The sequence below is a fragment of the Skermanella stibiiresistens SB22 genome, assembly GCF_000576635.1.
In the GTDB taxonomy this organism is placed as follows: Bacteria; Pseudomonadota; Alphaproteobacteria; order Azospirillales; family Azospirillaceae; genus Skermanella; species Skermanella stibiiresistens.
Genome location: NZ_AVFL01000005.1, coordinates 128804 through 155305, shown reverse-complemented (window position 1 = coordinate 155305; position 26502 = coordinate 128804). Strand labels below are relative to the sequence as shown.

The 26502-nt window shown below is 66.2% G+C and carries 26 protein-coding genes and 1 pseudogene; 15 read left to right on the top strand and 12 right to left on the bottom strand.

The genetic code is table 11. The features are described from left to right. The first annotated feature begins 216 nt into the window (after positions 1 to 216). Positions 217 to 1419 (top strand): aspartate transaminase, encoded by a 1203-nt coding sequence (locus N825_RS08875; protein ID WP_037449873.1) that lies wholly within the window; start codon positions 217 to 219, stop codon positions 1417 to 1419. A 34-nt stretch (positions 1420 to 1453) separates the two neighbouring features. Here N825_RS08875 and thiE read toward each other — a convergent pair whose 3' ends face one another. From thiE to N825_RS38760, 3 genes are all read right to left on the bottom strand, one after another. Beyond that, positions 1454 to 2086 carry a thiamine phosphate synthase gene (gene thiE, locus N825_RS08870; protein WP_037449872.1) on the bottom strand — a complete coding sequence of 211 codons (633 nt, stop codon included), beginning with the start codon at positions 2084 to 2086 and terminating at the stop codon, positions 1454 to 1456. 104 nt (positions 2087 to 2190) lie between these two features. Continuing rightward, a complete protein-coding gene (locus tag N825_RS08865) occupies positions 2191 to 3120 on the bottom strand; it encodes a class I fructose-bisphosphate aldolase (protein ID WP_037449871.1) in 930 nt (309 codons plus the stop codon). A gap of 102 nt (positions 3121 to 3222) precedes the next feature. Then, positions 3223 to 3663: a class II fructose-bisphosphate aldolase gene (locus N825_RS38760; RefSeq protein ID WP_051511767.1), complete on the bottom strand. Its 441-nt coding sequence runs from the start codon at positions 3661 to 3663 to the stop codon at positions 3223 to 3225. A 221-nt stretch (positions 3664 to 3884) separates the two neighbouring features. On the opposite strand from N825_RS38760, the gene N825_RS08855 reads away from it, so the two are divergent. The 4 genes from N825_RS08855 (at position 3885) to N825_RS08840 (ending at position 7419) form a co-directional block, all read left to right on the top strand. Further along, positions 3885 to 4796: an efflux RND transporter periplasmic adaptor subunit gene (locus N825_RS08855; protein ID WP_198038239.1), complete on the top strand. Its 912-nt coding sequence runs from the start codon at positions 3885 to 3887 to the stop codon at positions 4794 to 4796. A gap of 26 nt (positions 4797 to 4822) precedes the next feature. Continuing rightward, a complete protein-coding gene (locus tag N825_RS08850; RefSeq protein WP_037449870.1) occupies positions 4823 to 6073 on the top strand; it encodes an ABC transporter permease in 1251 nt (416 codons plus the stop codon). Continuing rightward, the gene (locus N825_RS08845) at positions 6070 to 6777 is read left to right on the top strand and encodes an ABC transporter ATP-binding protein (protein ID WP_037449868.1); all 708 of its coding nucleotides are present in this window, start codon (positions 6070 to 6072) and stop codon (positions 6775 to 6777) included. Before N825_RS08850 ends, N825_RS08845 begins: the two co-directional genes overlap by 4 nt. A gap of 342 nt (positions 6778 to 7119) precedes the next feature. Further along, a complete protein-coding gene (locus tag N825_RS08840) occupies positions 7120 to 7419 on the top strand; it encodes a DUF2384 domain-containing protein (RefSeq protein ID WP_198038238.1) in 300 nt (99 codons plus the stop codon). Positions 7420 to 7533: 114 nt separating this feature from the next. On the opposite strand, the gene hisS is transcribed toward N825_RS08840, so the two are convergent. Continuing rightward, positions 7534 to 8883: a histidine--tRNA ligase gene (gene hisS / locus N825_RS08835; protein ID WP_037449865.1), complete on the bottom strand. Its 1350-nt coding sequence runs from the start codon at positions 8881 to 8883 to the stop codon at positions 7534 to 7536. 181 nt (positions 8884 to 9064) lie between these two features. On the opposite strand from hisS, the gene pyrC reads away from it, so the two are divergent. Next, positions 9065 to 10120: a dihydroorotase gene (gene pyrC / locus N825_RS08830; protein WP_037449862.1), complete on the top strand. Its 1056-nt coding sequence runs from the start codon at positions 9065 to 9067 to the stop codon at positions 10118 to 10120. A gap of 33 nt (positions 10121 to 10153) precedes the next feature. Continuing rightward, a complete protein-coding gene (locus N825_RS08825) occupies positions 10154 to 10855 on the top strand; it encodes an orotate phosphoribosyltransferase (protein ID WP_037449859.1) in 702 nt (233 codons plus the stop codon). On the opposite strand, the gene N825_RS08820 is transcribed toward N825_RS08825, so the two are convergent. From N825_RS08820 to N825_RS40285, 5 genes and pseudogenes are all read right to left on the bottom strand, one after another. Beyond that, entirely contained in the window at positions 10814 to 11884 is a 1071-nt protein-coding gene (locus N825_RS08820; protein ID WP_051511760.1) for an alpha/beta fold hydrolase, read from the bottom strand. The two genes, N825_RS08825 and N825_RS08820, sit on opposite strands and share 42 nt — an antisense overlap. Before the next feature lie 161 nt (positions 11885 to 12045). Further along, positions 12046 to 13326, bottom strand: a complete 1281-nt coding sequence (locus tag N825_RS08815; RefSeq protein WP_037449856.1) for a TRAP transporter large permease — start codon at positions 13324 to 13326, stop codon at positions 12046 to 12048. Further along, a complete protein-coding gene (locus tag N825_RS08810; RefSeq protein WP_051511758.1) occupies positions 13326 to 13889 on the bottom strand; it encodes a TRAP transporter small permease in 564 nt (187 codons plus the stop codon). The genes N825_RS08815 and N825_RS08810 overlap by 1 nt, the downstream gene beginning before the upstream one ends. Positions 13890 to 13947: 58 nt before the next feature. Continuing rightward, positions 13948 to 14946: a TRAP transporter substrate-binding protein gene (locus N825_RS08805; protein WP_051511756.1), complete on the bottom strand. Its 999-nt coding sequence runs from the start codon at positions 14944 to 14946 to the stop codon at positions 13948 to 13950. 57 nt (positions 14947 to 15003) lie between these two features. Then, positions 15004 to 16263, bottom strand: a pseudogene (locus N825_RS40285) (ribulose-bisphosphate carboxylase large subunit family protein). A 278-nt stretch (positions 16264 to 16541) separates the two neighbouring features. On the opposite strand from N825_RS40285, the gene N825_RS08795 reads away from it, so the two are divergent. The 4 genes from N825_RS08795 to N825_RS08780 all read left to right on the top strand — a co-directional run bounded on the left by N825_RS08795 (position 16542) and on the right by N825_RS08780 (position 20342). Continuing rightward, entirely contained in the window at positions 16542 to 17291 is a 750-nt protein-coding gene (locus N825_RS08795; protein WP_037450258.1) for a FadR/GntR family transcriptional regulator, read from the top strand. Between the two features lie 3 nt (positions 17292 to 17294). Further along, positions 17295 to 18662, top strand: a complete 1368-nt coding sequence (locus tag N825_RS08790) for a four-carbon acid sugar kinase family protein (protein ID WP_037449853.1) — start codon at positions 17295 to 17297, stop codon at positions 18660 to 18662. A 134-nt stretch (positions 18663 to 18796) separates the two neighbouring features. Next, entirely contained in the window at positions 18797 to 19612 is an 816-nt protein-coding gene (locus N825_RS08785; RefSeq protein WP_051511752.1) for an SDR family NAD(P)-dependent oxidoreductase, read from the top strand. Between the two features lie 112 nt (positions 19613 to 19724). After that, positions 19725 to 20342 (top strand): LysE family translocator, encoded by a 618-nt coding sequence (locus N825_RS08780; RefSeq protein WP_037449850.1) that lies wholly within the window; start codon positions 19725 to 19727, stop codon positions 20340 to 20342. Between the two features lie 43 nt (positions 20343 to 20385). Here the strand turns inward: N825_RS08780 and N825_RS08775 are convergent, their stop codons facing one another. After that, positions 20386 to 21189, bottom strand: coding sequence for an SDR family NAD(P)-dependent oxidoreductase (locus N825_RS08775; protein WP_051511751.1), 804 nt, complete (start codon positions 21187 to 21189; stop codon positions 20386 to 20388). A 237-nt stretch (positions 21190 to 21426) separates the two neighbouring features. Here N825_RS08775 and N825_RS08770 point away from each other — a divergent pair, with 237 nt between their 5' ends. Both N825_RS08770 and N825_RS08765 read left to right on the top strand, forming a co-directional pair. Beyond that, positions 21427 to 21888, top strand: a complete 462-nt coding sequence (locus N825_RS08770) for a MaoC family dehydratase (protein WP_037449847.1) — start codon at positions 21427 to 21429, stop codon at positions 21886 to 21888. 129 nt (positions 21889 to 22017) lie between these two features. Then, complete coding sequence (locus N825_RS08765) at positions 22018 to 22962, top strand: bifunctional riboflavin kinase/FAD synthetase (protein ID WP_037449844.1); 945 nt, start codon at positions 22018 to 22020, stop codon at positions 22960 to 22962. A gap of 27 nt (positions 22963 to 22989) precedes the next feature. Here N825_RS08765 and N825_RS08760 read toward each other — a convergent pair whose 3' ends face one another. Then, positions 22990 to 23976 (bottom strand): PQQ-dependent catabolism-associated beta-propeller protein, encoded by a 987-nt coding sequence (locus tag N825_RS08760; RefSeq protein WP_037449841.1) that lies wholly within the window; start codon positions 23974 to 23976, stop codon positions 22990 to 22992. Positions 23977 to 24096: 120 nt separating this feature from the next. Between N825_RS08760 and N825_RS08755 the strand changes: the two genes are divergently transcribed. Both N825_RS08755 and N825_RS08750 read left to right on the top strand, forming a co-directional pair. Next, positions 24097 to 25017: a quinoprotein relay system zinc metallohydrolase 2 gene (locus N825_RS08755; RefSeq protein ID WP_037449839.1), complete on the top strand. Its 921-nt coding sequence runs from the start codon at positions 24097 to 24099 to the stop codon at positions 25015 to 25017. A gap of 43 nt (positions 25018 to 25060) precedes the next feature. Beyond that, positions 25061 to 25924 carry a quinoprotein dehydrogenase-associated SoxYZ-like carrier gene (locus N825_RS08750; protein ID WP_063833701.1) on the top strand — a complete coding sequence of 288 codons (864 nt, stop codon included), beginning with the start codon at positions 25061 to 25063 and terminating at the stop codon, positions 25922 to 25924. Between the two features lie 18 nt (positions 25925 to 25942). Here N825_RS08750 and N825_RS08745 read toward each other — a convergent pair whose 3' ends face one another. Continuing rightward, positions 25943 to 26326, bottom strand: a complete 384-nt coding sequence (locus N825_RS08745; RefSeq protein ID WP_245613058.1) for a hypothetical protein — start codon at positions 26324 to 26326, stop codon at positions 25943 to 25945. Positions 26327 to 26502 lie beyond the last annotated feature (176 nt).

The window sequence follows — 26502 nt, the reverse complement described above, 5'->3', positions numbered from 1 at the left end:
CCCTGTATGCCAAGTGGAAGAGGGTATACACTTTAGCATAGTAGGCACGCGGGGGTCGATATCGAAATCTCCGTTCACGCGTCATGCGGGTGTGGGGTCGCGTGGTGACCACCGGCCTCGCCGCTTGCGCCGATGGGATGGCGGGCGTAGGGTCTCCGCCGCGACAAGTCCCGTCGCATGCCCTGACCCGTCGACATCCGCACCGGACCCCATGCCATGCCGTTCATCGCCACCCGCTTGAGCAACATCAAGCCCTCGCCGACCATCGCCGTCACCCAGAAGGCCCGCGAGCTGAAGGCCGCCGGCCGCGACATCATCGGCCTCGGCGCCGGCGAGCCCGACTTCGACACCCCCGACACCATCAAGCAGGCCGCCATCAAGGCGATCCAGTCGGGCGACACGAAGTACACGGCCGTGGACGGCACCCCGGCCCTGAAAAAGGCGATCTGCGCCAAGTTCAAGCGCGAGAACGGCCTGGATTACGCACCGGAGCAGATCACGGTCGGCACGGGCGGCAAGCAGGTGCTGTACAACGCCCTGATGGCGACGCTGAACCCCGGTGACGAGGTCATCATCCCGGCGCCCTATTGGGTCAGCTATCCCGACATGGTGCTGCTGGCCGACGGCGTGCCCGTCCCGGTCGAATGCCCGCCCGAGACCGGCTTCAAGCTCCAGCCCGCCGACCTCGAGAAGGCGATCACGCCGAAGACCAAGTGGCTGATCCTCAACAGCCCGAACAACCCGACCGGCGCCGCCTATACCCGGTCGGAGCTGAAGGCGCTGACCGACGTGCTGGTCCGCCATCCCCATGTCTGGGTGATGACGGACGACATGTACGAGCACCTCAACTACGACGACTTCGAGTTCACCACCCCGGCCCAGGTCGAGCCGGCGCTGTACGACCGCACCCTGACCGTCAACGGCGTGTCCAAGGCCTATGCCATGACCGGCTGGCGCATTGGCTACGCGGCGGGCCCGAAGGAGCTGATCAAGGCGATGGGCGTGATCCAGAGCCAAAGCACCAGCAACCCGTCGTCGGTCAGCCAGGCGGCCGCCGTCGAGGCGCTGAATGGTCCGCAGGACTTCATCAAGGAGCGGGCGCTGGCCTTCAAGGAGCGCCGCGACCTGGTGGTCTCGATGCTCAACCAAGCGACCGGCATCAAGTGCCACAAGCCGGAAGGCGCGTTCTACGTCTATCCGTCCTGCGCCGGCACCCTCGGCAAGACGACGCCGGACGGCAAGGTGCTCGCGACCGACGAGGACTTCGTCACCTACCTGCTGGAGTCGGAAGGTGTCGCGGTGGTCCAGGGCTCGGCCTTCGGCCTGGCCCCGTTCTTCCGCATCTCCTACGCGACCTCGACCACCGAGCTGGAGGAGGCCTGCCAGCGCATCCAGCGCGCCTGCGCGGCGCTGCGCTGAAACGAATGGGGCGGCGGTTCCAAACCGCCGCCCGTTATTCCCCCGCGGCCTCGATCGCCGCGTTCAGCGCCTTGACCCCGGCGCCCGGGCCGTCGGGGTGGTTCCAGACCGCCGTGACGACGCAGATGAAGTCGGCGCCGACCCGCACCAGCGGGGCGCAGTTGTCGGCGGTGATGCCGCCGATCGCGACGCACGGCACCTCCATCATCTCCGACCACCACTCCAGCAGGTCCGGCTCCGGTCGATAGATCGACGGCTTGGTCGTGGTTTGGTAGAACGCGCCGAACGCCACGTAATCCGCCCCGGCCTCCGCCGCCTCCATCGCCAGATGGCGGCTGTCATGGCAGGTCACGCCGACGATCGCCTTATCCCCCACGGCCTTCCGCGCCTTGGCGTAGGGCCAGTCGGACTGGCCGACATGGACCCCGTCGCAGCCGGTTTCCGCCGCCAGATCCGGCCGGTCGTTGAGGATGAAGGCGACCTCGCGCGACTGGGCCACCGGCCGCAGCGCGTCGATGGCGCGGCGGACCGTGTCGTCGTCGACATCCTTCAGGCGAAGCTGGACGCAGGCGACGTCGCCCGCGTCCAGCGCCTCGGCGAGGGTGGTGGCGAAAGCGGCCGGATCGAGCGCTTGCGGCGTGCAAAGATAAAGGCGGCAGTCCGCCATGACGGAAATCCCCGGAGCGAATAAGCGTTGCTGAAAATGAAAACGCTCCCCTGGCCGCCAGCCTGGGGAGGCGGCGGCCAGGGGAGCGGGAAAAACCCCGAGGGTTATTCCTTCCCGAGGTAGATCTTTACCAGACGATCGAGCAGGACCAAAGCGTCCTCGCGCGACCGCTGGAAACTGTTGCGGCCGATGATCGACCCGTTGCCGCCACCGTCGCGGATCGCGCGGGCGTCGTCGAAGATGGCGTCCTCGCCCTTGTGGGCGCCGCCGGAGAAGACGACGATGCGGCGGCCGTTGAAGCAGGACTGCATGACGTGGCGGACCCGCTCGGGCAGGGTGCTGGTCGGGATCTGGCGCTGCTCGTAGACCTTCTTGGCCTCGGCGTTCTCCAGGTAGTCGTTCGGCAGCTTGACCTTGATGACATGGGCGCCGAGCAGCGCCGCCATGTGGGCGGCGTAGGCGATGATGTCGACCGCCAGCTCGCCTTCCTTGGTGACGGCGCCGCCGCGCGGATAGGACCACAGGACGGTTGGGATGCCATGGCTCTTGGCCTCTGCGCTGAGGTCCCGGATCTCCTCGTACTGGTCGTACATGGCGTCCGAGCCGGGATATATGGTGAACCCGATGGCGGCGCAGCCCAGCCGCAGCGCGTCCTTGACGCTGGCCGTCACGGCTTGGTCGGCGCCTTCCTTCTGACGCGACAGGCTGTTGGCGCTGTTCATCTTGAGGATGGTCGGGATGGCGCCGGCGAAGGTGTCGGCTCCGGCCTCCAGCGGGCCCAGCGGCGCCGCGTAGGCGTTCAAGCCGGCGTCGATCGCCATCTGGTAGTGGTAGTGCGGATCATAGCCGGCGGGATTGGGCGCGAAACTGCGCGCCGGGCCGTGCTCGAACCCCTGATCGACCGGCAGGATGATCATCTTGCCAGTACCGCCGAGCCGGCCCTCCATCAGGATGCGGGCCAGATTGCCCTTGGTCCCCGGATTGTCGCTCTCGTAGTTGGCGAGGATCTCTTTGACGCGGCGCGTGATCTTCATGGTTCAGGTCCCGATTGGTTTTTATGTCGGAAGTTACGATTTCCATAACCGCTCGAACCCAGGATTGCAACGCCGCGCCGCCGATTACCATGGGGCCTGTTCCTATGGGGTTGCCGTCAGCCAATCGCGGCAGGCCCGGATGGGGTCACGGAAGAACCGCGGCTCGAACACGGGACCGAGGGAACCCCGTAGCGTCACGCCCGACGCCTCCGCGATGGCCTGGACGCGCGGCCAAGCGGGCACGTTTCCGGCTAGCAGGATGTGGCGGACGCCTGCCCGTATGGCGGCCAGCGCGTGGCCGGGCCGGTCGCCGCAGTCCAGCACCATCGTCACCGGCACCTGGGGAAACTCCGCCGCGGCGATCGCGGCCATCGCCCGGAACCAGGACGCCCCGGCCGATCCGGCGGCGCCGGGAAAGCTCACGACGGTCAGCGGGCGGTGGAGGTCGGCCGCGGCCGTCAAAGCCGCACGCAGTTGGTCGACTCCGTGGATGACGATGGCGGGTGGAAGGACGGAAGGCGGGGCGGGAATATCGGTCGGCACGTTTGGTCTCGGAAGCACTGATTTGCCAAGCTTGATGGATTGACATCGATCATTGCATGGTCCACGCGGCTTTGCCCCATATATGGGATGATGCGGACGGCAAGGACCACACTGGCGGAGTGATGCACAGGATCAGGCGCGGATTTATCATATCAACCATCCTCCTGGTCTGCGCGATCCTCGCCTTCGGCCTTTTCCAACGCTTCTACGGGACCCCCGCGGTGGCTGTCGGAACTGTCACGCGCGGACCGGCGGTCGAAGCCGTCTATGCCAGCGGCACGGTGGAACCGGTGTCGTGGGCCAAGGTCCAGCCGTTGACGACCGGCCGAATCGCCTCCCTCGACGCCTTCGAGGGCGACGAGGTCAAGGCCGGCCAAGTCCTGATGCGGCTGGACGACCGGGAACTCCGCGCCGCCGTGGCGCAGCTGGAGGCGGAATCGCGGTTCCTGAAGTCGGAACTCGACCGCGTGTCGGAACTGGCGCGGCGTGGCGTCACCACATCCCAGGTCGAAGAGCGCGCCCGCAGCCAGTTGGATCAGGCGCTCGCCAGCATCAACGCCGCGCGCCAAAGGGTGGAGGACCACGTTCTGAGAGCCCCGATGGATGGCACGGTGTTGCGCCGGGACGGCGAGTTGGGCGAGATCGCCCGGCCGGACGACATCCTGTTCTGGATCGGCCGCCAATCCCCCCTGCGGATCGAGGCCGAGGTCGACGAGGAGGACATCCCCCTGGTCGCCCCCGGCCAGACCGCCCTGATCAAGGCCGACGCCTTCGCCGGCCGTGTCCTGGAGGGCGCCGTGGCCGACATCACGCCCAAGGGCGACCCGGTCAACAAGAGCTATCGCGTGCGGATCGGCCTGCCGCCCGACACGCCTCTGATGATCGGCATGACCGTCGAATCCAACATCGTGGTGCGCCGGGAGCCAAGCGCGCTGCTGGTGCCGCAGGCCGCCTTGACGGCGGGGCATGTCTTCGTCGTCAAGGACGGGTCCGTGGAACGGCGCCCCGTGGTCGTCGGCGTGGTCGGGCAGGGCGTGGTGGAGATCAAGGAGGGCCTGTCCGACGGCGAGACGGTCGTGCTGGACCCGCCACCCACCCTGGCCGACGGTTCCGCCATCCGGCTGAAACGCTGAACCCCCGTCGCGAGTGAGGCGCCATCATGGCCCGTCCCCTCCTGCTCGATCTGGCGCTGACCCATATCCTGGGCCGCAAGCGGCAGACCATCGTCTCGGTCCTCGGCGTGGCGCTGGGCGTCGGGTTCTTCATCGCCATGGCGGCGCTGATGCAGGGCTTCCAGGGCTACTTCATCGAGACGGTGATCAACGCCTCGCCCCACATCACCGTCCGCGACCAGTTCCGCGAGCCGGCGGTCCAGCCGGTGGCGATGGCGTTCGAGGGCGGTGCCGTGCTGCTGCATGGATTGAAGCCGCGCGAGGAGGTCCGGGGCATCCGCAAGGCCGGAACCATGGTGTCAGACCTCTCGGATTGGCCGGGGCTCTCGGTGGCGCCGTCGCTCGACGGTCCGGTGATCCTCCGCTATGGCAGCACCGACCGGAGCGTCGTCGCGATCGGCATCGACCCGGAGCGCGAGGTCCATGTCACCCAGTTGGAGGATGACATGATCCAAGGCAGCCTGACCGATCTGTCCAGCACCGCGACCGGCATCGTCATGGGCCTGGGCCTAGCCAACAAGCTGGGCGCCAAGCTGGGGGACAGCCTCAACGCGATCTCGCCCGCCGGGGTCATCCTGCGGGTCAAGATCGTTGGCCTGTTCCGCACCGGAGTCTCCAGCCTGGACGAGGGTCAGGCCTATATCCTGCTGAAGAAGGCGCAGATCCTGCAATCCCGCGCCAACGTGATCAACCAGCTTCGCATCCGTCTGACCGAGGTCGACGCGGCACGCGAGGTCGCCGCCCGGATCGAGGCCCTGTACGGCTACCGCTCCGAAAGCTGGCAGGAGGCCAACGAGGGCGTCTTTGGCGTCTTCAAGATCCAGAACTCGATCATGTATTCGACCGTCGGCGCCATCATGGTGGTGGCGGCCTTTGGCATCTACAACATCATCTCGACGGTGGTGTACGAGAAGTCGCGCGACATCGCGATCCTCAAGAGCATCGGCCTGACCGAGCGCGACATCCGCCGCACCTTCCTGATGCAGGGGCTGATGATCGGGATGATCGGCGCCGTGCTGGGCTGGATGATCGGCCTCGGCCTGACGGCCTTGCTCTCGACCATCCGATTCGATGTCGGCAACGCGGTCCGCAACGACCGCTTCTTCCTGGCGTGGTCGCTGACCCACTACTGGATCGGCGCGTTGTTCTCGCTCTCGGCCTCGGTGGTGGCTGCCTGGATACCGGCGCGCCGCGCGGCGGGCGCCAACCCGGTCGACATCATCCGGGGCGCCGCGTGACCGCGGCTCCTCCCGTCACCAAGGCACCCGTCATCAAGGCGCGTGGGGTCGGACGCGTGTTGCCCGGCCCAGTCCCGGTGACGCTGCTGGACGGCATCGACCTCAGCATCGGGGAGGGCGAGTTCGTCGCGATCACCGGCCCATCGGGGTCGGGCAAATCGTCGCTGCTCTACCTGCTGGGCTTGCTCGACCGTCCGACCTCCGGCTCGATCCTGCTGGATGGCCGCGACACGGCGCGGGCGGACGCCGCGGAACTGGCAGGGTTGCGGCTGGTGAAGCTGGGCTTCGTGTTCCAGTTCCACTTCCTGCTGCCCGAGTTCACGGTGCTGGGCAACGTGATGATCCCGATGCGGAAGCTCGGTGGCGGGTCGGACGCCGAATTGCGCCGCCGGGCGGAGGGCCTGCTGGAGGATCTCGGCCTTGGCGACCAGATGACCAAGCTGCCCACACAGCTTTCCGGCGGCCAGCGCCAGCGCGTCGCCATCGCCCGCGCCCTGGCCAACCGCCCCCGCGTGATCCTGGCCGACGAGCCGACCGGCAACCTGGACACCAAGAGCGCCCAGACCGTCTTCGACATCTTCGCCCGCCTCGCGCGCGAGACCGGCACCACGGTGATCACCGTGACCCACGACGAGGGCCTGGCCGCCCAAACCAACCGCCGCGTCCAGTTGGTGGATGGACGGCTGGTGACCCATAAGAGCTAAATTTAGATGGGTCGGGGTGTGGATCAGGGTGTCAAGTCTCCCACATCGTCATACCCGGACTTGATCAGGGTATCTGTTTTCGGGAAATCGGATGGTAGAATATAAACTCTAGATTGAATTCACCACCTCATCCGAAGCCCGGAGATGACCGGATCAAGTCCGGTCATGACGAAAACGGGAGCGGATGAAACCCGCCAAGCGTGTACGGTACACTTTACTTAGCGCTTATGGGCTGGTGACCACCGGTATCGAATGATGGTGCTTGATACCTCATCGCAGGCGGATCGCGAGCGCCTCACGCCCGCGGCTCTGGAGGCCATGGTGAACTTGGCCAAGGTATGGATGCTTTCCGCGTATGAGGCCGCCGCCCTGCTCGGGGTGTCGGCGAGCACCTGGGATCTCATCCGGGGCGGCGAGTGGAACCAGACGCTGAGCAAGGATCAAATGACCAGGGCATTCGCGCTGATCGGCGTCTTCAAGGGGCCCAACCTGCTGTTCGATCAAGCGATGGCGGACCGCTGGCCCCAACTCCGCAACGCGGGTCCGTTGTTCGACAATCTGTCCCCGGTCGAGGCGATGATCGAAGGCGGCATCCCGCACATGCTGGAGGTCCGCCGCCACGTCGACGCGCTTAAGTTGTAGGTCGGCTACCGCTTCGCTGTTGCCGACACCACTTCCGAGGCGCCTGTTTGTCGGCTGCCACTTCGCTTTAGCCGACCTAAGGTTGTGCTAAGGTTGCGCCAATATCGCGGATGCTCACATCAAGCCGCGCACCCGCTCCGCCAGTTCACCCCGGGGAATGTCGTGCTGTTCGTTCCGGCCCAGGTCTTTCAGCGTCACCGTGTCGCGCGCCTGTTCGTCGGTGCCCATCAGCACGGCGAAGCGGATGCCGGCGCGGTCGGCGTATTTCAGCTGCTTGGCGATCTTGGAGGTCTCGAACTGCACTTCCGTGTTGATGCCGGCGTCGCGCAACTCGGCGGCGATGGCGAGATAGTCGGCGGACAGTGCCGGGTCCAGCTGGGTCACCAGCACGGCGCTGGTGCTGCTGTCGCCCTTGACGATGCCGGCTTCCCTCAACTGGTAGAACAGCCGGGTGGCGCCGATCGAGATGCCGACGCCTGGCAGCTTCGACTTGGTGTAGTGGCTCGCCAGATTGTCATAGCGGCCGCCCGAGCAGACGCTGCCGATGCCGGGGAAGTCGTTCAGGAACGTCTCGTAGACCGTGCCGGTGTAGTAATCCAAGCCGCGCGCGATGGCGGGGTTGATCTTGTAGAATTCCTCCGGGACCTTCAGGGCCGCCAAGCCCGCCAGCACCGCCTCCAGCTCCGCCAAGCCTTGGGCGAACAGATCGCTCTTGCCGGCCATGGCGTGGAGCGCCGCCATGATCTCGGCGTTGGTGCCGGTCAGGCCGATGGCGGCGAGCAGGCGCGTCGCCAAGTCTCGGTCCAGCGCGATCCCGCCGCCGCACAGGTTCTCGATCACCTTCTCCGGACCGATCTTGTCCAGCTTGTCGATCTCGCGCAGCGCCAGCTTCCGCCGCTCGCCGTCGTCGATCGAGAAGGTCTCGAACAATCCCGCCAGCATCTTGCGATTGTTGAAGTTGATGGTGAAACCGCCGACGTTCAGCTCGCGGAAGACGTGGTAGATCACCGCCGGCATCTCGGCGTCATAGGCGACCGGCAGACTGTCCTTGCCGATCACGTCGATATCGCACTGGTAGAACTCGCGGAACCGACCCTTCTGGGCCCGCTCGCCGCGATAGACCCGCTGCATCTGATAGCGCCGGAACGGGAAGGCCAGATCGTGCTCGTGCTCGGCGACATAGCGGGCCAGCGGCACCGTCAGGTCGAAGCGCAGCGCCAGTTCCGGAGCCTTGGCCTGCTGGAGCGCGCCGGTGGACTGGACGAAATAGACCTGCTTCTCGGTCTCGCCGCCGGTTTTGGTCAGCAGCACGTCGACGGTCTCGAACACCGGAGTCTCGACCGGCAGGAAGCCGAAGCGCTCGTACCCGCGCCGGATGGTGTCCAGGAAGCGCTGGAACGCGATCTGGTCCTTGGGCAGCAGTTCCATCACGCCCGGCGGTGTCTTGGCTTGGATCAGGCTCATGTCGGTTTTCTTCGCGGCTGGGCGTAAATTGTGGCGGGTTTTCCAACGAGGGCCGCCAATCTAGCGGCTTCGCGGCGCGCGCGCAAACCTGACCCGCCGCCCATACCGGTTGAGCCGGGAGCGCAAAGCCTCTAAAACGCCCCAAGGCCGACATCACCACACATCCAGCGGACCGCACGCGATGCACGACACGCCGAACAGCCTGACGATCCGCCGTCCCGACGACTGGCACCTGCACCTGCGCGAGGGCGCGATGCTGAAGGCGGTGCTGCCCTACACCGCGGCGCAGTTCGGTCGCGCCATCATCATGCCGAACCTCAAGCCGCCGGTCACCACGGTGGAGCAGGCCAAGCGCTACGCCGCCGCGATCCGCGACGCCTTGCCGGAAGGCTCGACCTTCCAGCCGCTGATGACGTGCTACCTGACCGATGGCGCCGACGCCGACGAGATCGCGCGCGGCCACGAGGAAGGCGTCTTCACCGCCGTCAAGCTCTACCCGGCGCACGCCACGACCAACTCGGCCCATGGCGTCACCGACCTGGGTAACGTCGCAGGCGTGCTGGAGCGGATGGAGCGGATCGGCATGCCGCTGCTGATCCATGGCGAGGTGACCGATCCCGAGGTCGACATCTTCGACCGCGAGGCCGTCTTCATCGAGCGCGTGCTGTCGCCGCTGCTGGCCCGCCACCCCGGTCTGAAGGTCGTGTTCGAGCACATCACGACCGAGGAGGCCGCCGACTTCGTGGCGGCTGACACCAGTGGCCGTCTGGGAGCCACGATCACCGCCCATCACTTGGTGATCAACCGGAGCCACATCTTCGCCGGCGGCATCCGGCCGCACCTGTATTGCCTGCCGATCGCCAAGCGCGAGCGCCACCGGCTGGCGCTTCGCCGCGCCGCCATCTCCGGCACCGGCCCCTTCTTCCTCGGCACCGACAGCGCGCCGCACGCGGTTACCGCCAAGGAGAGCGCCTGCGGCTGCGCCGGTGTCTTCACGGCGCCGACCGCGATGGAGGTTTACGCCCAGGTCTTCGCAGAGGACGGCGCGCTCGACCAATTCGAGGCCTTCGCCAGCCTCAACGGCCCGCGCTTCTACGGCCTCGCACCCAACGAGGGCACCATCACCCTGGAACGCGCGCCCGTCACGGTCCCGGAGATCGTCCTGGCGGAGGACGGCGAGGCCGTCCTGCCGTTCCAGAGCGGCGAGACCCTGAACTGGCGCCTGAAAACCTCCTGACCCCCGACCCTCGAACTCCTGGATACCCCGCCCATGACCACGCTCGGCACAACCCACGATCCGGACCTCATCGCGACGCTCACCGCCAAGATGCTGATCGAGATCAAGGCGGTTCACTTCAACGGCGACAAGCCGTTCATCTTCACCTCCGGCTGGGCCAGCCCGGTCTACATCGATTGCCGCAAGATCATCTCGTACCCGCGCGCCCGGAGCGCCGTGGTCGATTTCGCGACGGCGACGCTGGCGCGGGAGATCGGGTTCGAGTCGATCGACATCGTCGCGGGCGGCGAGACGGCGGGCATCCCCTTCGCCGCCTGGATCGCCGACCGGCTGTCGCTGCCGATGCAGTACATCCGCAAGAAGCCCAAGGGTTTCGGCCGCAACGCGCAGATCGAGGGCGACGTGGTCGAGGGCGCCCGCACCCTGCTGGTCGAGGACCTGACCACCGACGGCAAGAGCAAGATCAACTTCGTCCAGGCGCTGCGCGACGCCGGGGCCCGCGTGTCCGACACCTTCGTGGTCTTCCACTACGGCATCTTCCCACAGAGCCACACCAACATGGCCAATATCGGCGTGCGCCTACACGCGCTGGCGACCTGGTGGGACGTGCTGCGCGTCGCGAAGGAGAACAACTACTTCGACACGCGCACGATCGACCAAGTCGAGAAGTTCCTGAACAACCCGGTCGACTGGTCAGGTGCCCACGGCGGCATCGCCGAGTACCCCTCCGCCTGACGCTTCGGCGGGCAGCGTCTCCGCCAGGAAGCGGTCGATATCGGTCCAAGCGCGGGACCGGATGTCTTCCGCCTCCATCAGGATCTCGTGCAGCGCGTCGGGATAGCGGACTAACCGGCAATTGCGGTAGCGGAGGCTCATGGCGCGCAGCGCCTCCGGTGGAACCAGCGGGTCGAGCGACGGACTCAGCAACAGCATGGGCAGTTCGACGGCGGCGCTGGTCTCCGGGCGGTTGAGCAGGTCGATCGAGCGGAAGGTCGCGCGCAGCCACGCCCAGGTGACGCCGCCGACCCGCAGTTCCGGATATGTGCGGAACCACTGGTGATGCACCGCCCAGCGTCTGGGATCATGGGAGACCGGATTGCCGGCGAAACCGTGCCGCGTGGCGTCGTAATCGCCTTGCCCCGGCGCGTAGGCGCCGCCGAACCCGAGCGACGACATCACCGCCGCCAAACCCCGGACCAGCGGCCGCGGAAAGCCCCGCGTGGCGATGTCCACCATCGGGGCCGACAGCACGGCGGCGGCGAAGTGATGCCACCCCGACGTCAGGTAGCGCGCCGCGACGTGGCCGCCCATGGAATGCGCGTACAGCACCAGCGGCCCCACCTGGAGCGGCATCACGATCCTCTCCAGGAAGAACTCCAAGTCCTCCTCCAGCACCGCGAAATCGGTCAGGAAATGGCGCTGTTGACGCGGCGGCGGCAGCGAGCGGGTCGACAGCCCCTGTCCCCGCCAATCGAAGCTGACCACCCGAAACCCTCGCTCGGTCCAGCTTCGCGCCAGTTCATCGTATTTCTCGATGAACTCCGACCGCCCGTTCAACATCAGCAGGGTGGCGCTGGGCGACGCTCCCGCGGGCTCCCAGCATGCGTGCCGGATCACGGCGCCATCCGGCATCGTCAGCCATCCGACCGCCGGCCCCGGCGTGCCCAGCATGGGAGGCGCCGCCGCCAATTCGGCCGGATCGGGCGCCCGATCGGACGCCCAATCGGACGAGGGACCGCCGGGCGGGAGCGACTTGTCAGGCACGGGAGCTCTCCGGTAACGCTACGGCCTTTCGAATGCCACCGTTACGGCGGTTGGGCAACAGGTTTCGCGGGACGCCGTCGGCGACGCCTGATCAAGCCGCCGACGCTGGTACCATCCCCGTCTTCACCGTCCCCCGCGACACGCTGACCGGGCGGCGGATCTCACTCGAACACCAGCTGCGGGAGCCAGAGCGACAGGGCGGGCCAGAAGGTCAGCAAGGCCAGGACCACGAGGAGAACGGCGGCGAAGGGGGCGATGCCGCGCAGGAACTGCGGGATGGAGATCCGCGCGATCGCCGACACGATGTACATGTTCAGCCCGACGGGCGGCGTGATGAGGCCGATCATCAGGTTGACGACCAGGATGATGCCGAAATGCACGGGGTGTATGCCGGCGGTCTGGATCATCGGCATGAGCAGTGGCGTCGCGAGGATCAATGCCGCGTTGACCTCCAGGATGCATCCCAGGAGCAGCAGGAACAGGTTGATGAGGATCAGCAGGATCCATTGCTGTTCGATCGAGCCCGAGATGAAGCCGGCCAGTTGCTGGGGAATGTTCAGCCAGGTGAAGATCCAGGAGAGGACGGCGGCGGCGCCGATGATGAAGAAGATGGTTCCCGTGATCTGCGCGGTCTCGACCAGGATGCGGCCCAGTTCCGCGACGCCGACCTCGCGATAGACCAGCATGGCGATGGCGATGCTGTAGAGGGCGGCGACCGCCGAGGCCTCGGTCGGCGTGAAGATGCCGGACAGGATTCCGGCGACCAGCACGACCGGCGTCATCAGGGCCGGGAAAGCCGTGACGAAGCTCGTCCGGATCTCGGCCAGGGAGGCGCGGCGCGAGACCGGATAGTTGCGTCGCTTGGAGAGGATGTAGGTCACGACGATGAGTCCCACCGCCACCAGAAGCCCCGGGATCAACCCGGCCAGGAGCAGCTGGGATACCGAGACGCCGGCGATGGAACCGTAGATCACCAGCGGAATGCTCGGCGGGATGATCGGCCCGATAGTGGCGGAGGCGGCCGTCACGGCCGCCGAGAACTCCCGGTCATAGCCCTGCTTGACCATCGCCTTGATCTCGACCTGCCCGAGGCCGGCGGCATCGGCCACCGCCGAGCCCGACATGCCGGACATGAGCACGCTCGACAATATGTTGACATGCCCGAGCCCGCCCCTGACATGCCCGACAAGGTTGCTCGCGAACACGAAGATCCGGTCCGTGATGCCGCCGCTGTTCATCACTTGGCCGACCAGGATGAAGAACGGCACCGCCATCAGGGGAAACGAATCCATGGCGGCGAAGATCTTCTGACCGACCACGGTCATGGGCACCTGGGGGTCGAGCAGCAGGAAGACGATGGTCGTGGCCATCAAGGCGATGGCGATCGGCGCGCTCAGGATCAGGAGCGCGACGCCGGATGCGAGGGCGAGCGCGAGCGGCATCAGATCGGCTCCTTGTTGTAATGGGCGCTGGGGTAGGCGCTGGACAGGGTGCCGGGCTGGTCGCCGGCGATGTCGGGGGATGGTTCCACCAAGGGCGGCTCGGTCCGGGTGATCAGGGCCAGCGCATGGCCGATCATCATCAGGAAAGTCGCGATGGGGATGGCGGCGTACATGTAGCCCATGGGCAGCCCCAGCGCTGGCGACCGCTGGCGCATGGTCCGCTCGGCCAGCTCCCAGCCGTGGTAGGTCAGCACGCCCAGGATCAGGATGGTGGCCAGGGCGGTCAGGGCCTTCAGGATCGGTTCGACGGACGGGGGAAGGGTATACAGGCCGGTCATGGCGATGTGCTGTGCCCGCCGCATCGCGAGGGCCGATGCGAGAAGCGCCAGCCAGACCATCGTGAACCGGGCAAGCTCCTCGGACCAGACCAGCGGAGCGTTCAAGGCGTAGCGCATCACGATCTGCGCCCCGACCGTGACCAGCATGACCGCCACCAGGAGCGCGCAGAGCCCGGCGAGACACCGGTGGAACCAAGTGTCGCAGGATTTCAGGAACGGTAGCATGGAGAGACCTCGGCGGTGAAGGGCCGGACCGGGGCGACCCGGTCCGGCGGCGGGCCCGTTACTGGCTGGCGCCGACCTCGCGGATGCTCTCGTAGAGATCGACGAACCCCTCGACGTTCTCGAACTTCTTGTAGACATCGGCCGTGGCGGCGCGCCAGGGCCCCATGTCGGGCTCCGTGACTTTCATCTTGGCGGTCACTTCCGCCAGCTGGGTCTTCTCCTGCTCCTTGACCAATTCGTCATTGAAGGCGGAGGCATCCTTGGCGGCCTGACCGACCAGCGCCTGCTGTTCCTTGGACAGGTCCTGCCAGACATCCTCCGCCACCAGCACCATCATGAAGCCGGGCAGGTGGTTGGTCATGGCGAGGTTGCCGACGGCTTCCTGCATCTTGGCCGACGCGATCAGGCCGATCGGGTTCTCCTGTCCGTCGATGGTGCCAAGCTGAAGCGCCGGAACCACTTCCGGGAATGCCATGGGGGTCGGCTTGCTGCCCAGCGCCTCCCACAGCGCCAAGCGGCCGGGCATCTCCGGAACCCGGATCTTCATGCCCTTGACATCGTCGAGTTTCTCGACCGGCTTGTTCGTGGTGAGTAGGCGGGGCGTGCGCATCAGCGGGGCGAGATTCCTGACGCCCATCTTGTCGACGAGGCGCTCGTTGATCTTCTCGCCGACCGGTCCGTAGAGGACGCGCTTGACGTGCTCGTCGTCCTTGAACAGGAAATCCCACTCGACGATCATCAGGGCCGGATCGAAGTTCTGGACGATCCCGCCCAGCACCGCGAAGTGCATGGTGCCCAGCTGCAGGCTTTCCGCGATCTCGCGTTCGCCACCGGCCTGCCCGCCGGACAGGACGTCGATCTTGATGTCGCCGTTGCTGCGTTCGGTGACCAACTCGGCGAACTTGACGGCGGCTTGGGTCTCGGGGTTGTGCAGCGGCGTCCCGGTCGCGAGCTTGAAGGTCGCGGCGCCGGCTGGCACCGAACCCAAGCCCAGGACCCCCGCGAGCACGGCTCCGGCCACCAGCGATTTCGTCATGGATTTCGTGAAAGTCCCCATCGTGAGCTTCCTCCTGTCGTTTTTTTCTTGAAGGGATTCGAAGGCCCGCGTGCCGGTTCATTTGCCGGCGCGGAACTGACGCAGCGCGCCTCGCAACTTCGGATGGTCGCGCGCGTAGTCCTCGACCGGAATGCCGGCGGTCGCCGCTTCCCAGGCTTGGCGGATGCTGGCGACGCCGCCCCCTATGCCGTCCGGGTGGCCCATGATGCCGCCTCCGCAGGCATAGATCAGATCGGTCGTGCCGACCGCCCGATAGGTCTCCGCCGCTTGGTCGGCGGACTGGGCCGACGAGAAGACCGGCATGATGCGATAGTCCCGGCCATCCCCTGGAAGCAGGGGTTCCCGGCAGGCCAGGGCCGAGCGGATGACCGATTCGTCCGGCTCCGAAAACTTGTTGCGGATACCGTTGACGTGGATGTGGTCGACGCCGAGCAGCCGCCAGATCTACTGGTAGGCCTTGAAATCCATACCCAGCATGGGATCGCGGCTCAGCATGCCCCAGCCATTGCGGTGCCCGTGCAGCACCAGTGGGCTGTGCCGCCGCATCGCGCCCACGGCCGGCGGGCCGCACCAGTTCAAGCTCAGCATCACGCACGTGCCGCCCGCCTTGAGGACCAGATCGTGATCGCGCCGCATCTCGTCCAGGTCGCCGGTGATGTTGAAGGCGTACATCACCTTGCGTCCGGTCCGGTCCGCGTGGCGCTCGATCACCGGCATGATCGCCCGGACCCGCGCCTCGATGGTCGAATACGGAGGGTTGGCGATCAGCTCGTCGTCCTTGATGAAGTCGATGCCGCCCTGGATCAGCTGATCCACCATCCCCGCCGTCTGTTCCGGCGACAGGCCCACGCTCGGCTTGATGATGGTCCCGATCAGGGGACGGTCCCAAACGCCGGTGGACGACCGCGTGCCGGCGACCCCATGCCTCGGTCCGGGGTAGGCGTCCAGGAACGGCTCGGGAACCTGGATGTCGGTCAGGCGTATGCCGGACAGTTGCCGAAGTTCGGTCAGGTTGCCGCAGACGGTCGCCATCAGGTTGGGAAGGGAGGCGCCGATGTTGTGGAGCGGCCAGGACAGCAGGACATCGCCCCGGCGATAGCCTCCGCTCACCTCGGTGGCGGTCAGCGCTCCCGGAAGGGATGGCCGGTCGGCGCTTCCCAGGTCCCGAACGCTCTCGACCCGCGCGCCATGGCGCTCGACGATCTCGGGCGTCTCGCCCGGTATTTTCATGAACGTTCCGCTCGACTGCTCCCCGGCCATGGCGGCCGCCGCGGCTTCGAGCGTCAGCGGGGTCTCTATGGTGTACCTGGCGAACACGCGATGGTCCGTCACGCCTCCCTCCCGATTTTCTTGTCCAAGGGTTGCTTTGGCGGCACCCTCTGTTTCATGGCGGCTTCGAGCTGGTTCACGACCGAATACCCGAGAGGTATGATGTCTAGATGCCTAGGAAGCGTCAATCCCATATTTTTGCTTTACGCGACGCATCGTGAATGTCTAGATTCCGGCTTGATCGGGGCTCGTTGCGGCGATCGGATCTTATCCCGCGAGACATATGATGTATGATGTTGCTGCGTGGGGCTTTTGGGGACGGTGACATGATCGATGGAGTGACGGCGTCCGTCGGCGCGCCGAAGAAGGCTCAGAGCAGGGTCAATCTCGTCATGGAGCACATCAAGAACGCCGTGATGAGCGGCGCCTTGAAGGGGGGCGACCGTCTGCCCAGCGAACTGGAGATCGCGGAGACCTTGGGCGTCAGCCGCACGCCCGTCCGCGAGGCGATCAAGGTCCTCGACGTGGTGGGCGTGATCGAGGTGCGCCACGGGTCCGGGACTTTCGTGCGCCCTGGCGTGCAGGCGGCGCTGTCGCAGCTTCTCCTGTTCCAGACCTACCTGAGCGACACGACGCCGCAAAAGCTGATGGAGGTGCGGGGCATCTTCGAGAAGAACTGCGCCGAACTGGCCGCCGAGCGCCGGACCGACGCGGACTTGGCGGACATGCGGAACGCGATCGAGCATCTGAGAAGCCTGGCCGCCGATCCGAACGCCACGCATGAGCAGATCCTGCAGGCCGATCTCGCATTCCACCGACTGGTCTACCGCAGTTCGGGAAATGAGCTGATCGAGTCCATAGCCAATTTCGTCCTGACCATGGTGGCGCCCTGGATCGGCAAATCGTTGCGGCACATGGGACCGCAGAACGCCATCAAGCTTCACGAGATCATGCTCATCATGCTCGAGAGTGGCAACGCCAACGCCGCGCGCGAATTCACCGCGAGCAAGGGTTTCGGCCATACCAATCCGGTCGACGCCAACATGCTGCATTTCCGCGACACGATCACGGAGTAGGAGATGACGGGTGCGTCATCCGGCCCATTGGTGGCCTTCTACGGCGACGATTTCACGGGATCCTCCGAGAACCTCGCCCAATATCATCGCCACGGCCTGCGCGCGATCCTGTTCCTCGATGCCGGGCGCGCGGCGGAGATCCGGCGGATGGCCGGCGAGTACGATGTGATCGGGATCGCGGGCGTCTCGCGCTCGCTGGGCCCGGACAGGATGGCGGAGGAGATCAGGCCCTCGCTGGACTTGTTCCGCGCCATCGGCGGCCGGTTCGTCCAGTACAAGATCTGTTCGACCTTCGACAGCTCGCCCACCGTCGGCAGCTTCGGCGTCCCGATCGCCGAGGCCAGGGCGATCTGGCCGGGATGCCTGATCCCGGTCCATGCCGCCATGCCGGAGCAGGGGCGCTTCACCGCCTTCGGTCAGCATTTCGCGCGGTTCGGCGACCGGATATTCAGGCTCGACCGCCATCCCTCCATGGCGCGCCACCCGTCCACCCCCATGGACGAGGCCGATCTGGGCGTTCATCTGGCGCGGCAGACGCCGGACCCGATGGTCCACGTGACGGCTCCGATGCTGGACGGGTCCGTCGGTGACATCGGTGACGTGCTGGCCGGGGCCCGGACCAGCGGTTCGATCGCGATCTTCGATGGCATGACCTCCGAACATCTCGACCGGGCCGCCAAGTGCCTCTGGGAGGAAACACGGTCCGGTATGGTCTTCGCCCTCGGCGCCCAGGGGCTGGCGCATGGGCTGGGACGGCATCTCGCCCGCGAATTGGGCAGGATTCCGGACCCGGCTGCCACCCTGGACGCCGCGGAGAGGATGCTCGTGGTGTCCGGCAGCTGCGCGGTCCAGACCAACTTGCAGATCGAGCATGCCGAAGCCGCGGGATGGGCGGTGGTCCGCCTCGACGTCGCGCGGCTGCTCGATCCCGAAAGCCGCCTGGATGCCCTGGATCGGGTTCGCGAAACGGCGCGCGGCCATTTCAACCAAGGGCGCGACGTCATCATCCTGACGGCCCGGGGGCCGGACGACCCGGCGCTCGCGGATGTCGGAGCGGCGATGCGGCGCCTGGGATTGTCTCCCGACCGTTCCGCGCGCGGGATCGGGTCCGCGTTCGCCTCCCTGGCGCGGACGCTGGCCGGGGAGTTCGGATTGCGGAGAATCATCTTTTCGGGTGGCGACACGTCGAGCTACGCGATGCGCGCCATTGGCGCCTTCGCCCTCACGATCGACCGGGTCGACACCCTCACCAACGGCCACGTCTGCCGCCTCCACGCGGATGACCCGGCGGTGGACGGACTTCAGGTCCTGCTCAAGGGTGGACAGATGGGAGGTCCCGACCTGTTCACGCGTGCGAAATTCGGCGCGTGACAAACGCCTGGACGGAAACGCGGCCCGGCCGGAAGACCAAACCTCGGAAATCATGACGGTGTTTGGCGGTTCCAAGACCGCGACCGACGCGGTTGTCGGTACGGTGAAAGCAGATTCGACATAGGGAGGAAAGAATGAAAAGACTTCAGGACAAGGCCGCCATCGTGACCGGCGGCGGCGGTGGCATCTGCTCAGCCATCTGCGAGACCTTCGCCCGGGAGGGGGCCAGCGTTGTGGTCGCCGACTTCGATCTCGGCCTGGCGGAGGCCGTGGCCAACAGGATCAGGGAACAGGGTGGCCGCGCCATGGCCTGCCGGGTCGATGTCGGCGACAAGGACAGCGCCTACGGATTGATCGATACCTGCGTCCAGGAATTCGGGAGCGTCGATATCCTGGTCAACGGTGCCGGCATCAGCGTCAACGAGCTGTTCATCGACACCTCGATCGAGGATTGGGAACGTGTCCAGCGGGTCAATCTGACGGGCGCCTTCCTGTGTGGTCAGGCGGCGGCGCGGAAGATGATCAAGCGGCGCTCCGGTCGCATCATCAACATCGTCTCGCTGTCGGGCCAGCGGGGCGGGTTTGGCCGCTCCGCCTATGGCTCGTCCAAGGCCGGGCTGGAAATCCTGACCAAGATCATGGCCGTGGAACTGTCCCACTACGGCATCAACGTCAACGCCGTGGCGCCGGGCCCCATCGATACCCCCATGACCAAGATCGTCCACGACGAGGCCACGCGCCAGTCCTACTACAATCTCACGCCCATGCGCCGCTACGGGACGCCCGAGGAGATCGCGGACGCCATGGTTTTCCTGGCGTCGGATGAGAGCCAATACGTGCAGGGGCACACGCTGAACGTGGATGGCGGATTTGGCGCGGCGGGGCTGATCTATGAGCTGAAGCCGAAGACCATGGACGACAGCCCGGATCCGGCGTCGACCGCCGGGTAACCGTCAGCGGCGGGGCGTCGAACCGCCGACGCCCGCCTTGCCATCGGACGAGCGCCGCTCCAGTATGCGGCCGGTTGGCACGTGAAACTCCCCAACCGAAACACGGAGCATCATGGAAGCGTCGATCCTGTTGGCAGCGGCCATGGCCGGCGCCATCGTCGTCCTGACACCCGGTCCAGCCGTGCTGGCGCTGCTCGGCATCGGCGCCGCGCAGGGGCGGCGAGCCGGGGCGGGGTTCCTGTTCGGACATCTGGTCGGCGATACCCTATGGGCGGCGCTGGCGCTGACCGCGATGATCGGGGCCAAGGTGATCGCTCCCGTGGTGTTCCAGGTGCTGGCGGTGGTTTGCGGCGGTTACCTGCTGTGGCTGGGGACGCGCGCGGTTCTGGTCAGACGCGACGCGACGGGCCAAGCATCGGGCGGGGTCAGGCGGCACCTGCGGCTCGGCCTCGTGTTCGGTGTCACCAATCCCAAGAGTTACCCAGTCACGCTATCCGTCTTCACGGCTTTGCTGGCGCAGGATCTCGGCGCGCTCACCGCCGCCAACGCGCCGTTGCTGCTGGCCGCCGTGTTCCTGGGATTCCTGCTGGCCGACCTGATCCTGATCTGGCTGGTCGGAACCCCGTTGCTGCGCCGGATCTACCGCTCGGGCGAGATCTGGATCATCCGCGCCACCGGCGTGATGTTCATCGGCTTCGCCGTCAGCACGCTCTGGCACGCGCTTGGGTAAGATTGACCGGCAACCAGGGTTGACCATCAACTCATACGGCTGATCACATCTGGCGCGGCTTCAGGCGGTTGACCTTGCTGAGCAGCGACATGACCGCGCCCGCTCCGCTGGTCGCGATCCGGCGGGGGATCAGGAACGGCGTCAGCGCCATCCTGGTGCCCAAACCCACCACGTGGACCGTCCGCTTGCCCAGCTGATCCAAGCCCTCGGCCGCGACCTTCATGGGATCGTCGGCGCCGGGCAGGCTGCCCAGGTCCAGGCCGGAGCGCTCGCTGAAATCCGTCTTCGTGGCGTTGGGGCAGAGCACCAGCAGGTCCAGCGGATCGTGCCGGGTCTCCTCCCGCAGTCCCTCGCCATAGGCCAGCACGAAGGACTTGGTGGCGGAATACGTCGTCAGCAGCGGGATCGGCTGGAACGCGGTCGTGCTCGACACCAGGATCAAGCCGCAGCGCCGATTGTCGCGCCGGGCGCGCTCGATCATGCCGGGCAGCAGCGCGCGGGTCAGCACCGTCGGAGCCACCACGTTCAACTCGACCGTCGCCAGTTCGTCATCCGGGTCGTTGTCGAGCACGCTGGAGAAGCGGCCGGCGCCGGCGTTGTTGATCAGCAGGTCGATATCGAGCCCGCCAGCCTTGGCCAGCAGCGTGTCGCGTCCTTCGGTGGTGGATAGGTCGGCGGCGACCGTCTCGACGGTGCGGCCGGGCCGCTCCAGTTCGGCGCGCCGTTCCGCCAGCTTCTCTTCGTTGCGCGCCACCAGCAGCAGGTTGGTGCTATCCGGCAGAAGCTTGGCGAAGGCGGCGCCGATCCCGGTGGTGCCGCCCGTGATCAGCGCGAAGCCGTAACTCATCCGTGTCATTCCCGTTGCCCGTTCCTGAAGATCGCCGGAAAACCCGGCGTGATCCGATAGACGGTTGCCCGCTGGAGCCGAAAGTCAAATGGCCGCGAGTGGTTCGATGGAGGTTTCCGGACGGCACCTTGGTCGAAAGTCCAATGCCATCCGGCTCTCGGGCGCTTATGCCGCATTGCAATATAAGCCTTCGCGGATGCACAATACGTGGGCAATTGAACATCAAAGGGTCGGATTATGGATGACGTGCGCAGCTTGAACGGCAGCTCCAACGATGGTCTGACCGGTTTCTTCCTGGAGGACATCTTCGTCGGCCAGACCGCCGTGTACGCGCGGACGGTGACCGAGGCCGACATCGTGCTTTATGCCGGCGTGTCCGGCGACACCAACCCGGTCCATCTCAACCAGGAATTCGCCAGCACGACCATGTTCAAGGGCCGCATCGCCCACGGCATGCTGACCGCCAGCCTGATCTCCACCGTGCTCGGCACAAAGCTGCCGGGGCCGGGCTGCATCTATCTCAGCCAGAACCTGAAGTTCAAGGCGCCGGTCCGGATCGGCGACACGGTCCAGGCGCGCGTGACGGTGACCGAGATCATCGCGGAAAAGCGCCGGGTGGCGGTCAAGACCGTCTGCACCGTGGCCGGCACAGTGGTGATCGATGGCGACGCGCTGCTGATGGTCCCGACGCGCGGCTGATCCCCCTCCGGGGATCGGGCCTCCGGCCATCGTTCCCGCCGGCGCGCTTCCCGCGGCGGCGCCAGCACCCTATATACATCCCTGATTTTTTGAGCTAATCGAGGTCCGGGCGGCAAGGGGGTGCCCGGTATGAGACTCTTCAGACATTTCACCGATTTGCCGGAAGACGCGCGCGGCGCCGTGGTGGCGCTGGGGAATTTCGACGGTCTGCATCGCGGTCACCGCATCGTGATCGGCACGGCCGCCGACATCGCCCAGGCCACCGGCAAGCCGCTCGCCGTGCTCACCTTCGAACCCCATCCCCGCAGCCTGTTCCGACCGGGTGACGCGCCCTTCCGCCTGACCCCGTTCCGCATCAAGGCGCGCCACATCGAGAATGTCGGCGTCGATCTGCTGTTCGTCATCCACTTCGACAAGGCGTTCTCACAATGGACCGCCGAGCGGTTCATCGACGAGGTGCTGGTCAAGGGGTTGGCCGCCAGCCACGTGGTCGCCGGCTACGACTTCGTGTTCGGCCACAAGCGCGGCGGCGATGTCGGCATGCTGTACCAGAGCGCGCGCGGCGCCGGCTTCGGCGTGACCGAGGTCAAGCCAGCCGCCGACGCCAGTGGCGGCGTCTTCTCCTCGACCCGCGTCCGCGACCTGCTGACCTCCGGCGATCCGCGCGCGGCCGCCGCCGTGCTCGGCCGCTCCTGGGAACTGGAGGGCCGCGTCGAGCATGGCGACCAGCGAGGCCGCACCATCGGCTTCCCGACCGCCAACTTGGAACTGGGCGAGTACCTGCGCCCGCGCTATGGGGTCTACGCCGTGCGCGCCGGCGTCGACCTGGGCGCCCAGACGGTCTGGACCGACGGTGTCGCCAATCTGGGCCGCCGCCCGACCGTCGGTGGTTTGAAGGAGTTGCTGGAGGTCCACCTGTTCGACTTCGCGGACGACCTCTACGGCAAGCACCTGCGGGTCCAGATGATCGACTTCATCCGGCCGGAGCGGAAATTCGAGAGTTTCGACGCTTTGAAACAGCAAATCCTGATGGACGCGGAGGAAGCGCGCCGCCTGCTGTCCGCCGGATCCTGAGGCGGACGGCAAGCGGCTCGGCAAACGTCAGGGCTTGACGGCGACACCCCAGGGCGCGCGGCCGACCGTCAACGACTTGATCACCTTCTCGCGCTCCAGGTCGATCACCGAGACGTCGCTGCTGACGCCGTTGGTGGTGTAGAGACGGGTCTCGTTCTGGCCGAGCGCCAAGTTCCAGACGCGCTGGCCGACCAGATAGTACTTCTTGACCTCGAAGGTCGCCGGGTCGATCTCCGCCACCCGGTTGGCCGGCCCCAGCGCCACGAAGGCCCGCTTGCCGTCCTTGGTGAACTTCATGCCGACTGGCTGGATCGACTCGTTCGACACGCCGGGGATCTCGAAGCGGATCTTGTGGATCACCTTCTTCCCGCCGGACTCGATCACGCTGACCGTCCCGCCGATCTCCGCCGATACCCAGACCTGCTTGCTGTCGGGGGTGAATTCCGCGACCCGCGGCCTGCTGTCGACCAGCACGTTGGCGACGATCTCCCGGCTCTTGGTGTCGATGAAGTGGGCCATGTTGGTGGTTTCGGACGTGTTCACCAGCAGGGTGCCGTCCGGGCTGATGCCCATGCCCTCCGGCTCGACGCCGACCTGGATCTCGTTGAGCATCTTCTTGGTGTCGACGTCCACCACCGTCACCATGTTGTCGTCCTCGTTGGCGACGTAAAGGTGATGGCCGTCGGGGTGCAAGGCCAGCAGCTCCGGATCGGGGCCGGAGGGCAGGCGGCCAATCACCTTGCGCGTGTTGAGGTCGACCACGTCGACCCGGTCGTCGTCGCCGACGCAGACATAGAGCTTGGTCATGTCGGTGCTGAGCACGATGCCGCGCGGCCGGCGGCCGGTCTTGATCGTGGCGGTCACCTTCAGGGTCTCGCCGTCGATCACCGAGACCGTGTTATCCTTCTCGTTGGAGACATAGATCGTCTCGGCTCCCGCCGGATGGGACATGGCCGGCAGGGCGATGGCCGTCAGCAGCACCGCCGCGGCGATCGAACTCTTATCTGGGAACATCCTCTATCTTCCTCCACTGCGTTCGTTTTCTTCGCAACTGCAATATTCAGGGCTATTGGTTGCCCTTTTTACAGATCGAGATGCTTTGTCCCGAGCTCGTCATCCACTATGTTACCTAACATGAAGGCATTGATCGGAGCCATCATCCTCTTCCGCATAGCCGGGTCGCTTCCGGCGGCCGCCGCTCCCTTGCCGGTGGAGGAGGTCGCCGCTGGCGTGTTCGTCCATGTCGGTGTCGCGGCATACGCCGATCGGTCCAACAAGGGCGATGTCGCCAACATGGGTTTCATCATCGGCGCCGACGCGGTCGCGGTGATCGACACCGGCAACTCGCCCGCCCTGGCCCGGGACCTCCGCGACGCGATCCGCCAACGCACCTCACTGCCGATCCGCTACGTGATCAACACCCACATGCACCCCGACCATGTGTTCGGCAACGGCGCCTTCCTCGATGATCGTCCCGATTTCGTCGCGCACGCCAATTACCAGTCCGCCTTGATGGGCCGCGCCGACGCCTATCAGCGGCGACTGGAGGAGGATCTGGGGGCGGAGGAAGCCGACAAGGCCGTCATGGTCCCGCCTACCCTGACGGTCGGGGACAAGCGCGAGCTGGATCTGGGCGGGCGCCCGATCGAACTGGTGGCATGGCCGGCCGGGCACACCAACAACGACCTGACCGTGATGGACCGGACGACCGGCACGCTGTTCGCCGGCGACCTGGTGTTCCAGCGCCGGCTGCCGACGGTCGACGGCAGCGCGCTCGGCTGGCTGCGCGACCTGGACAAGTTGACCGCGATGCCCGCCGCCCGCGTGGTTCCCGGCCATGGTCCGGCGTCGGCGCCCTGGCCGGACGGAGCGGCGGACACGCTTCGCTACCTGAACACCCTTGTCGGTGACATCCGCGCTCTCCAAAAGGAGGGCGGCACGATAGAGCGCGCCTCGGTGGAGGCGGCGGCGTCGGAACGCCAACACTGGAACCTGTTCGACGAGGACAACCCGCGCAACGCGGTGACCGTCTTCGCCGAACTGGAATGGGAATAGAAGTGGAAATTGAAGTAGAACGGGAAACCTGGAGGATGACGCCATGTCCCTGAGAGTGAAGCGCCCCCACGTGCGACTGACGGCGGCCGTCGTCGCACTGGCGATGACAACGGGCGTGGCTGTGGCCCAGACCGCGACGTCGCGCTCCGGCGACGCCAAGCCCGACGATTACGAGCGCTGGGAAAACGTGCGCGAGATCTACTTCCCGGACCGGAAGATCGAGGACGGCGCAGCCTTCATCACGCTGGAGGCGCCCTATCGGGCGCAGGACGCGGCGCTGGTGCCGGTTTCGGTCAAGGCCACCGTCCCACGGGACGCCGGCTGGTCGATCAAGACCGTGACGCTGCTGATCGACGGCAACCCGGTGCCGCTCGCCGGCAAGTTCCACCTGTTCGACGAGGCGGGCGGGGGAGGCGTGGAGATCAGCACCCGCGTCCGGGTCAACGAATACACCCTGATCCACGCCGTCGCCGAGACCAGCGACGGCAGGCTGTTCAGCGCCGAACGCTATGTCAAGGCGGCGGGAGGCTGTTCCGCCCCAGCCATGAAGAACCCCGAGCAGGCGATGGCCCGGCTGGGCAAGATGAGGATGAACCTGCCCCAGTCCCTGCCGGTCGGCACCCCGGTGACCGCGCAACTGCTGGTCAGCCATCCCAACCACAGCGGCATGCAGTTCGACCAGATCTCGCGCACCTACGTGCCGCCCTATTTCGTCAAGTCGATCAAGGTCAGCTACGCCGGCCAGCCGGTGATGGATGTCGAAACCGACATCTCCCTCAGCGAGGATCCCAGCCTGCACTTCACCTTCGTGCCGAAGGCCGCGGGGGAGCTGGATGTCCAGGTTCTGGACAGCAAGGACGACGTCTATACCGGCGAGTGGCCGGTGACGCCCCAGCCCGCCAGCTGAGGCGCTCCAACCGGGCCCCTATTGGGGAAAGCATTCCAGGTCCGCCTCCACCTGCGCCAGCCGGAAGCGGTCCTGGAGGTCCTTGATCCAGCCGACGCCTCGGAACAGCATGGCACGCTCGCCTGGCTGGTCCTGCATCCTGCGGATGGTCTCCAACTGGACGAAGCTGGTGTAGGGTATTTCTTTGGCGATGTGGTCGATGCTGCACGAGCATCGTTCCATGGCCTCGTGCGTCTGCCCGTTGGACGCCATGCAGCCGATCACGTAGTCGACGCGTGTCGGCGTTGGATAGTCGTGCGGATCGGTGGTCGAGGGCGCGTCCTGCGCGCGGGCCACCCCGTTGATCCCTCCCAAGGCGGTCAAGGCCAGCGCGGTCGCCAGAGCGATGGTTGCCAGTCTCATGGCGATTTCTCCCTTTCTTATCGGTCTTCGATTTCAGCCGTTATAGCAGCATCCAACGAGCCACCGCAGTCGTCCGTTCGTGATGAAACAGCGCTTGCCGTGTTGAGGATGCGTGACGATGGCGCGACCCCCCGGGGGGCGTGGACCGTCGGATACCAACAATGGATCTGGAGGAC

Coding starts and splice junctions, on each gene's coding strand:
- N825_RS08875 (WP_037449873.1), top strand. CDS start 217: ATGCCGTTCATCGCCACCCGCTTGAGCAACATCAAGCCCTCGCCGACC.
- thiE (WP_037449872.1), bottom strand. CDS start 2,086: ATGGCGGACTGCCGCCTTTATCTTTGCACGCCGCAAGCGCTCGATCCG.
- N825_RS08865 (WP_037449871.1), bottom strand. CDS start 3,120: ATGAAGATCACGCGCCGCGTCAAAGAGATCCTCGCCAACTACGAGAGC.
- N825_RS08850 (WP_037449870.1), top strand. CDS start 4,823: ATGGCCCGTCCCCTCCTGCTCGATCTGGCGCTGACCCATATCCTGGGC.
- N825_RS08840 (WP_198038238.1), top strand. CDS start 7,120: ATGCTTTCCGCGTATGAGGCCGCCGCCCTGCTCGGGGTGTCGGCGAGC.
- hisS (WP_037449865.1), bottom strand. CDS start 8,883: ATGAGCCTGATCCAAGCCAAGACACCGCCGGGCGTGATGGAACTGCTG.
- pyrC (WP_037449862.1), top strand. CDS start 9,065: ATGCACGACACGCCGAACAGCCTGACGATCCGCCGTCCCGACGACTGG.
- N825_RS08825 (WP_037449859.1), top strand. CDS start 10,154: ATGACCACGCTCGGCACAACCCACGATCCGGACCTCATCGCGACGCTC.
- N825_RS08815 (WP_037449856.1), bottom strand. CDS start 13,326: ATGCCGCTCGCGCTCGCCCTCGCATCCGGCGTCGCGCTCCTGATCCTG.
- N825_RS08810 (WP_051511758.1), bottom strand. CDS start 13,889: ATGCTACCGTTCCTGAAATCCTGCGACACTTGGTTCCACCGGTGTCTC.
- N825_RS08805 (WP_051511756.1), bottom strand. CDS start 14,946: ATGGGGACTTTCACGAAATCCATGACGAAATCGCTGGTGGCCGGAGCC.
- N825_RS08795 (WP_037450258.1), top strand. CDS start 16,542: ATGATCGATGGAGTGACGGCGTCCGTCGGCGCGCCGAAGAAGGCTCAG.
- N825_RS08790 (WP_037449853.1), top strand. CDS start 17,295: ATGACGGGTGCGTCATCCGGCCCATTGGTGGCCTTCTACGGCGACGAT.
- N825_RS08785 (WP_051511752.1), top strand. CDS start 18,797: ATGAAAAGACTTCAGGACAAGGCCGCCATCGTGACCGGCGGCGGCGGT.
- N825_RS08780 (WP_037449850.1), top strand. CDS start 19,725: ATGGAAGCGTCGATCCTGTTGGCAGCGGCCATGGCCGGCGCCATCGTC.
- N825_RS08775 (WP_051511751.1), bottom strand. CDS start 21,189: ATGAGTTACGGCTTCGCGCTGATCACGGGCGGCACCACCGGGATCGGC.
- N825_RS08770 (WP_037449847.1), top strand. CDS start 21,427: ATGGATGACGTGCGCAGCTTGAACGGCAGCTCCAACGATGGTCTGACC.
- N825_RS08765 (WP_037449844.1), top strand. CDS start 22,018: ATGAGACTCTTCAGACATTTCACCGATTTGCCGGAAGACGCGCGCGGC.
- N825_RS08760 (WP_037449841.1), bottom strand. CDS start 23,976: ATGTTCCCAGATAAGAGTTCGATCGCCGCGGCGGTGCTGCTGACGGCC.
- N825_RS08755 (WP_037449839.1), top strand. CDS start 24,097: ATGAAGGCATTGATCGGAGCCATCATCCTCTTCCGCATAGCCGGGTCG.
- N825_RS08750 (WP_063833701.1), top strand. CDS start 25,061: ATGTCCCTGAGAGTGAAGCGCCCCCACGTGCGACTGACGGCGGCCGTC.
- N825_RS08745 (WP_245613058.1), bottom strand. CDS start 26,326: ATGAGACTGGCAACCATCGCTCTGGCGACCGCGCTGGCCTTGACCGCC.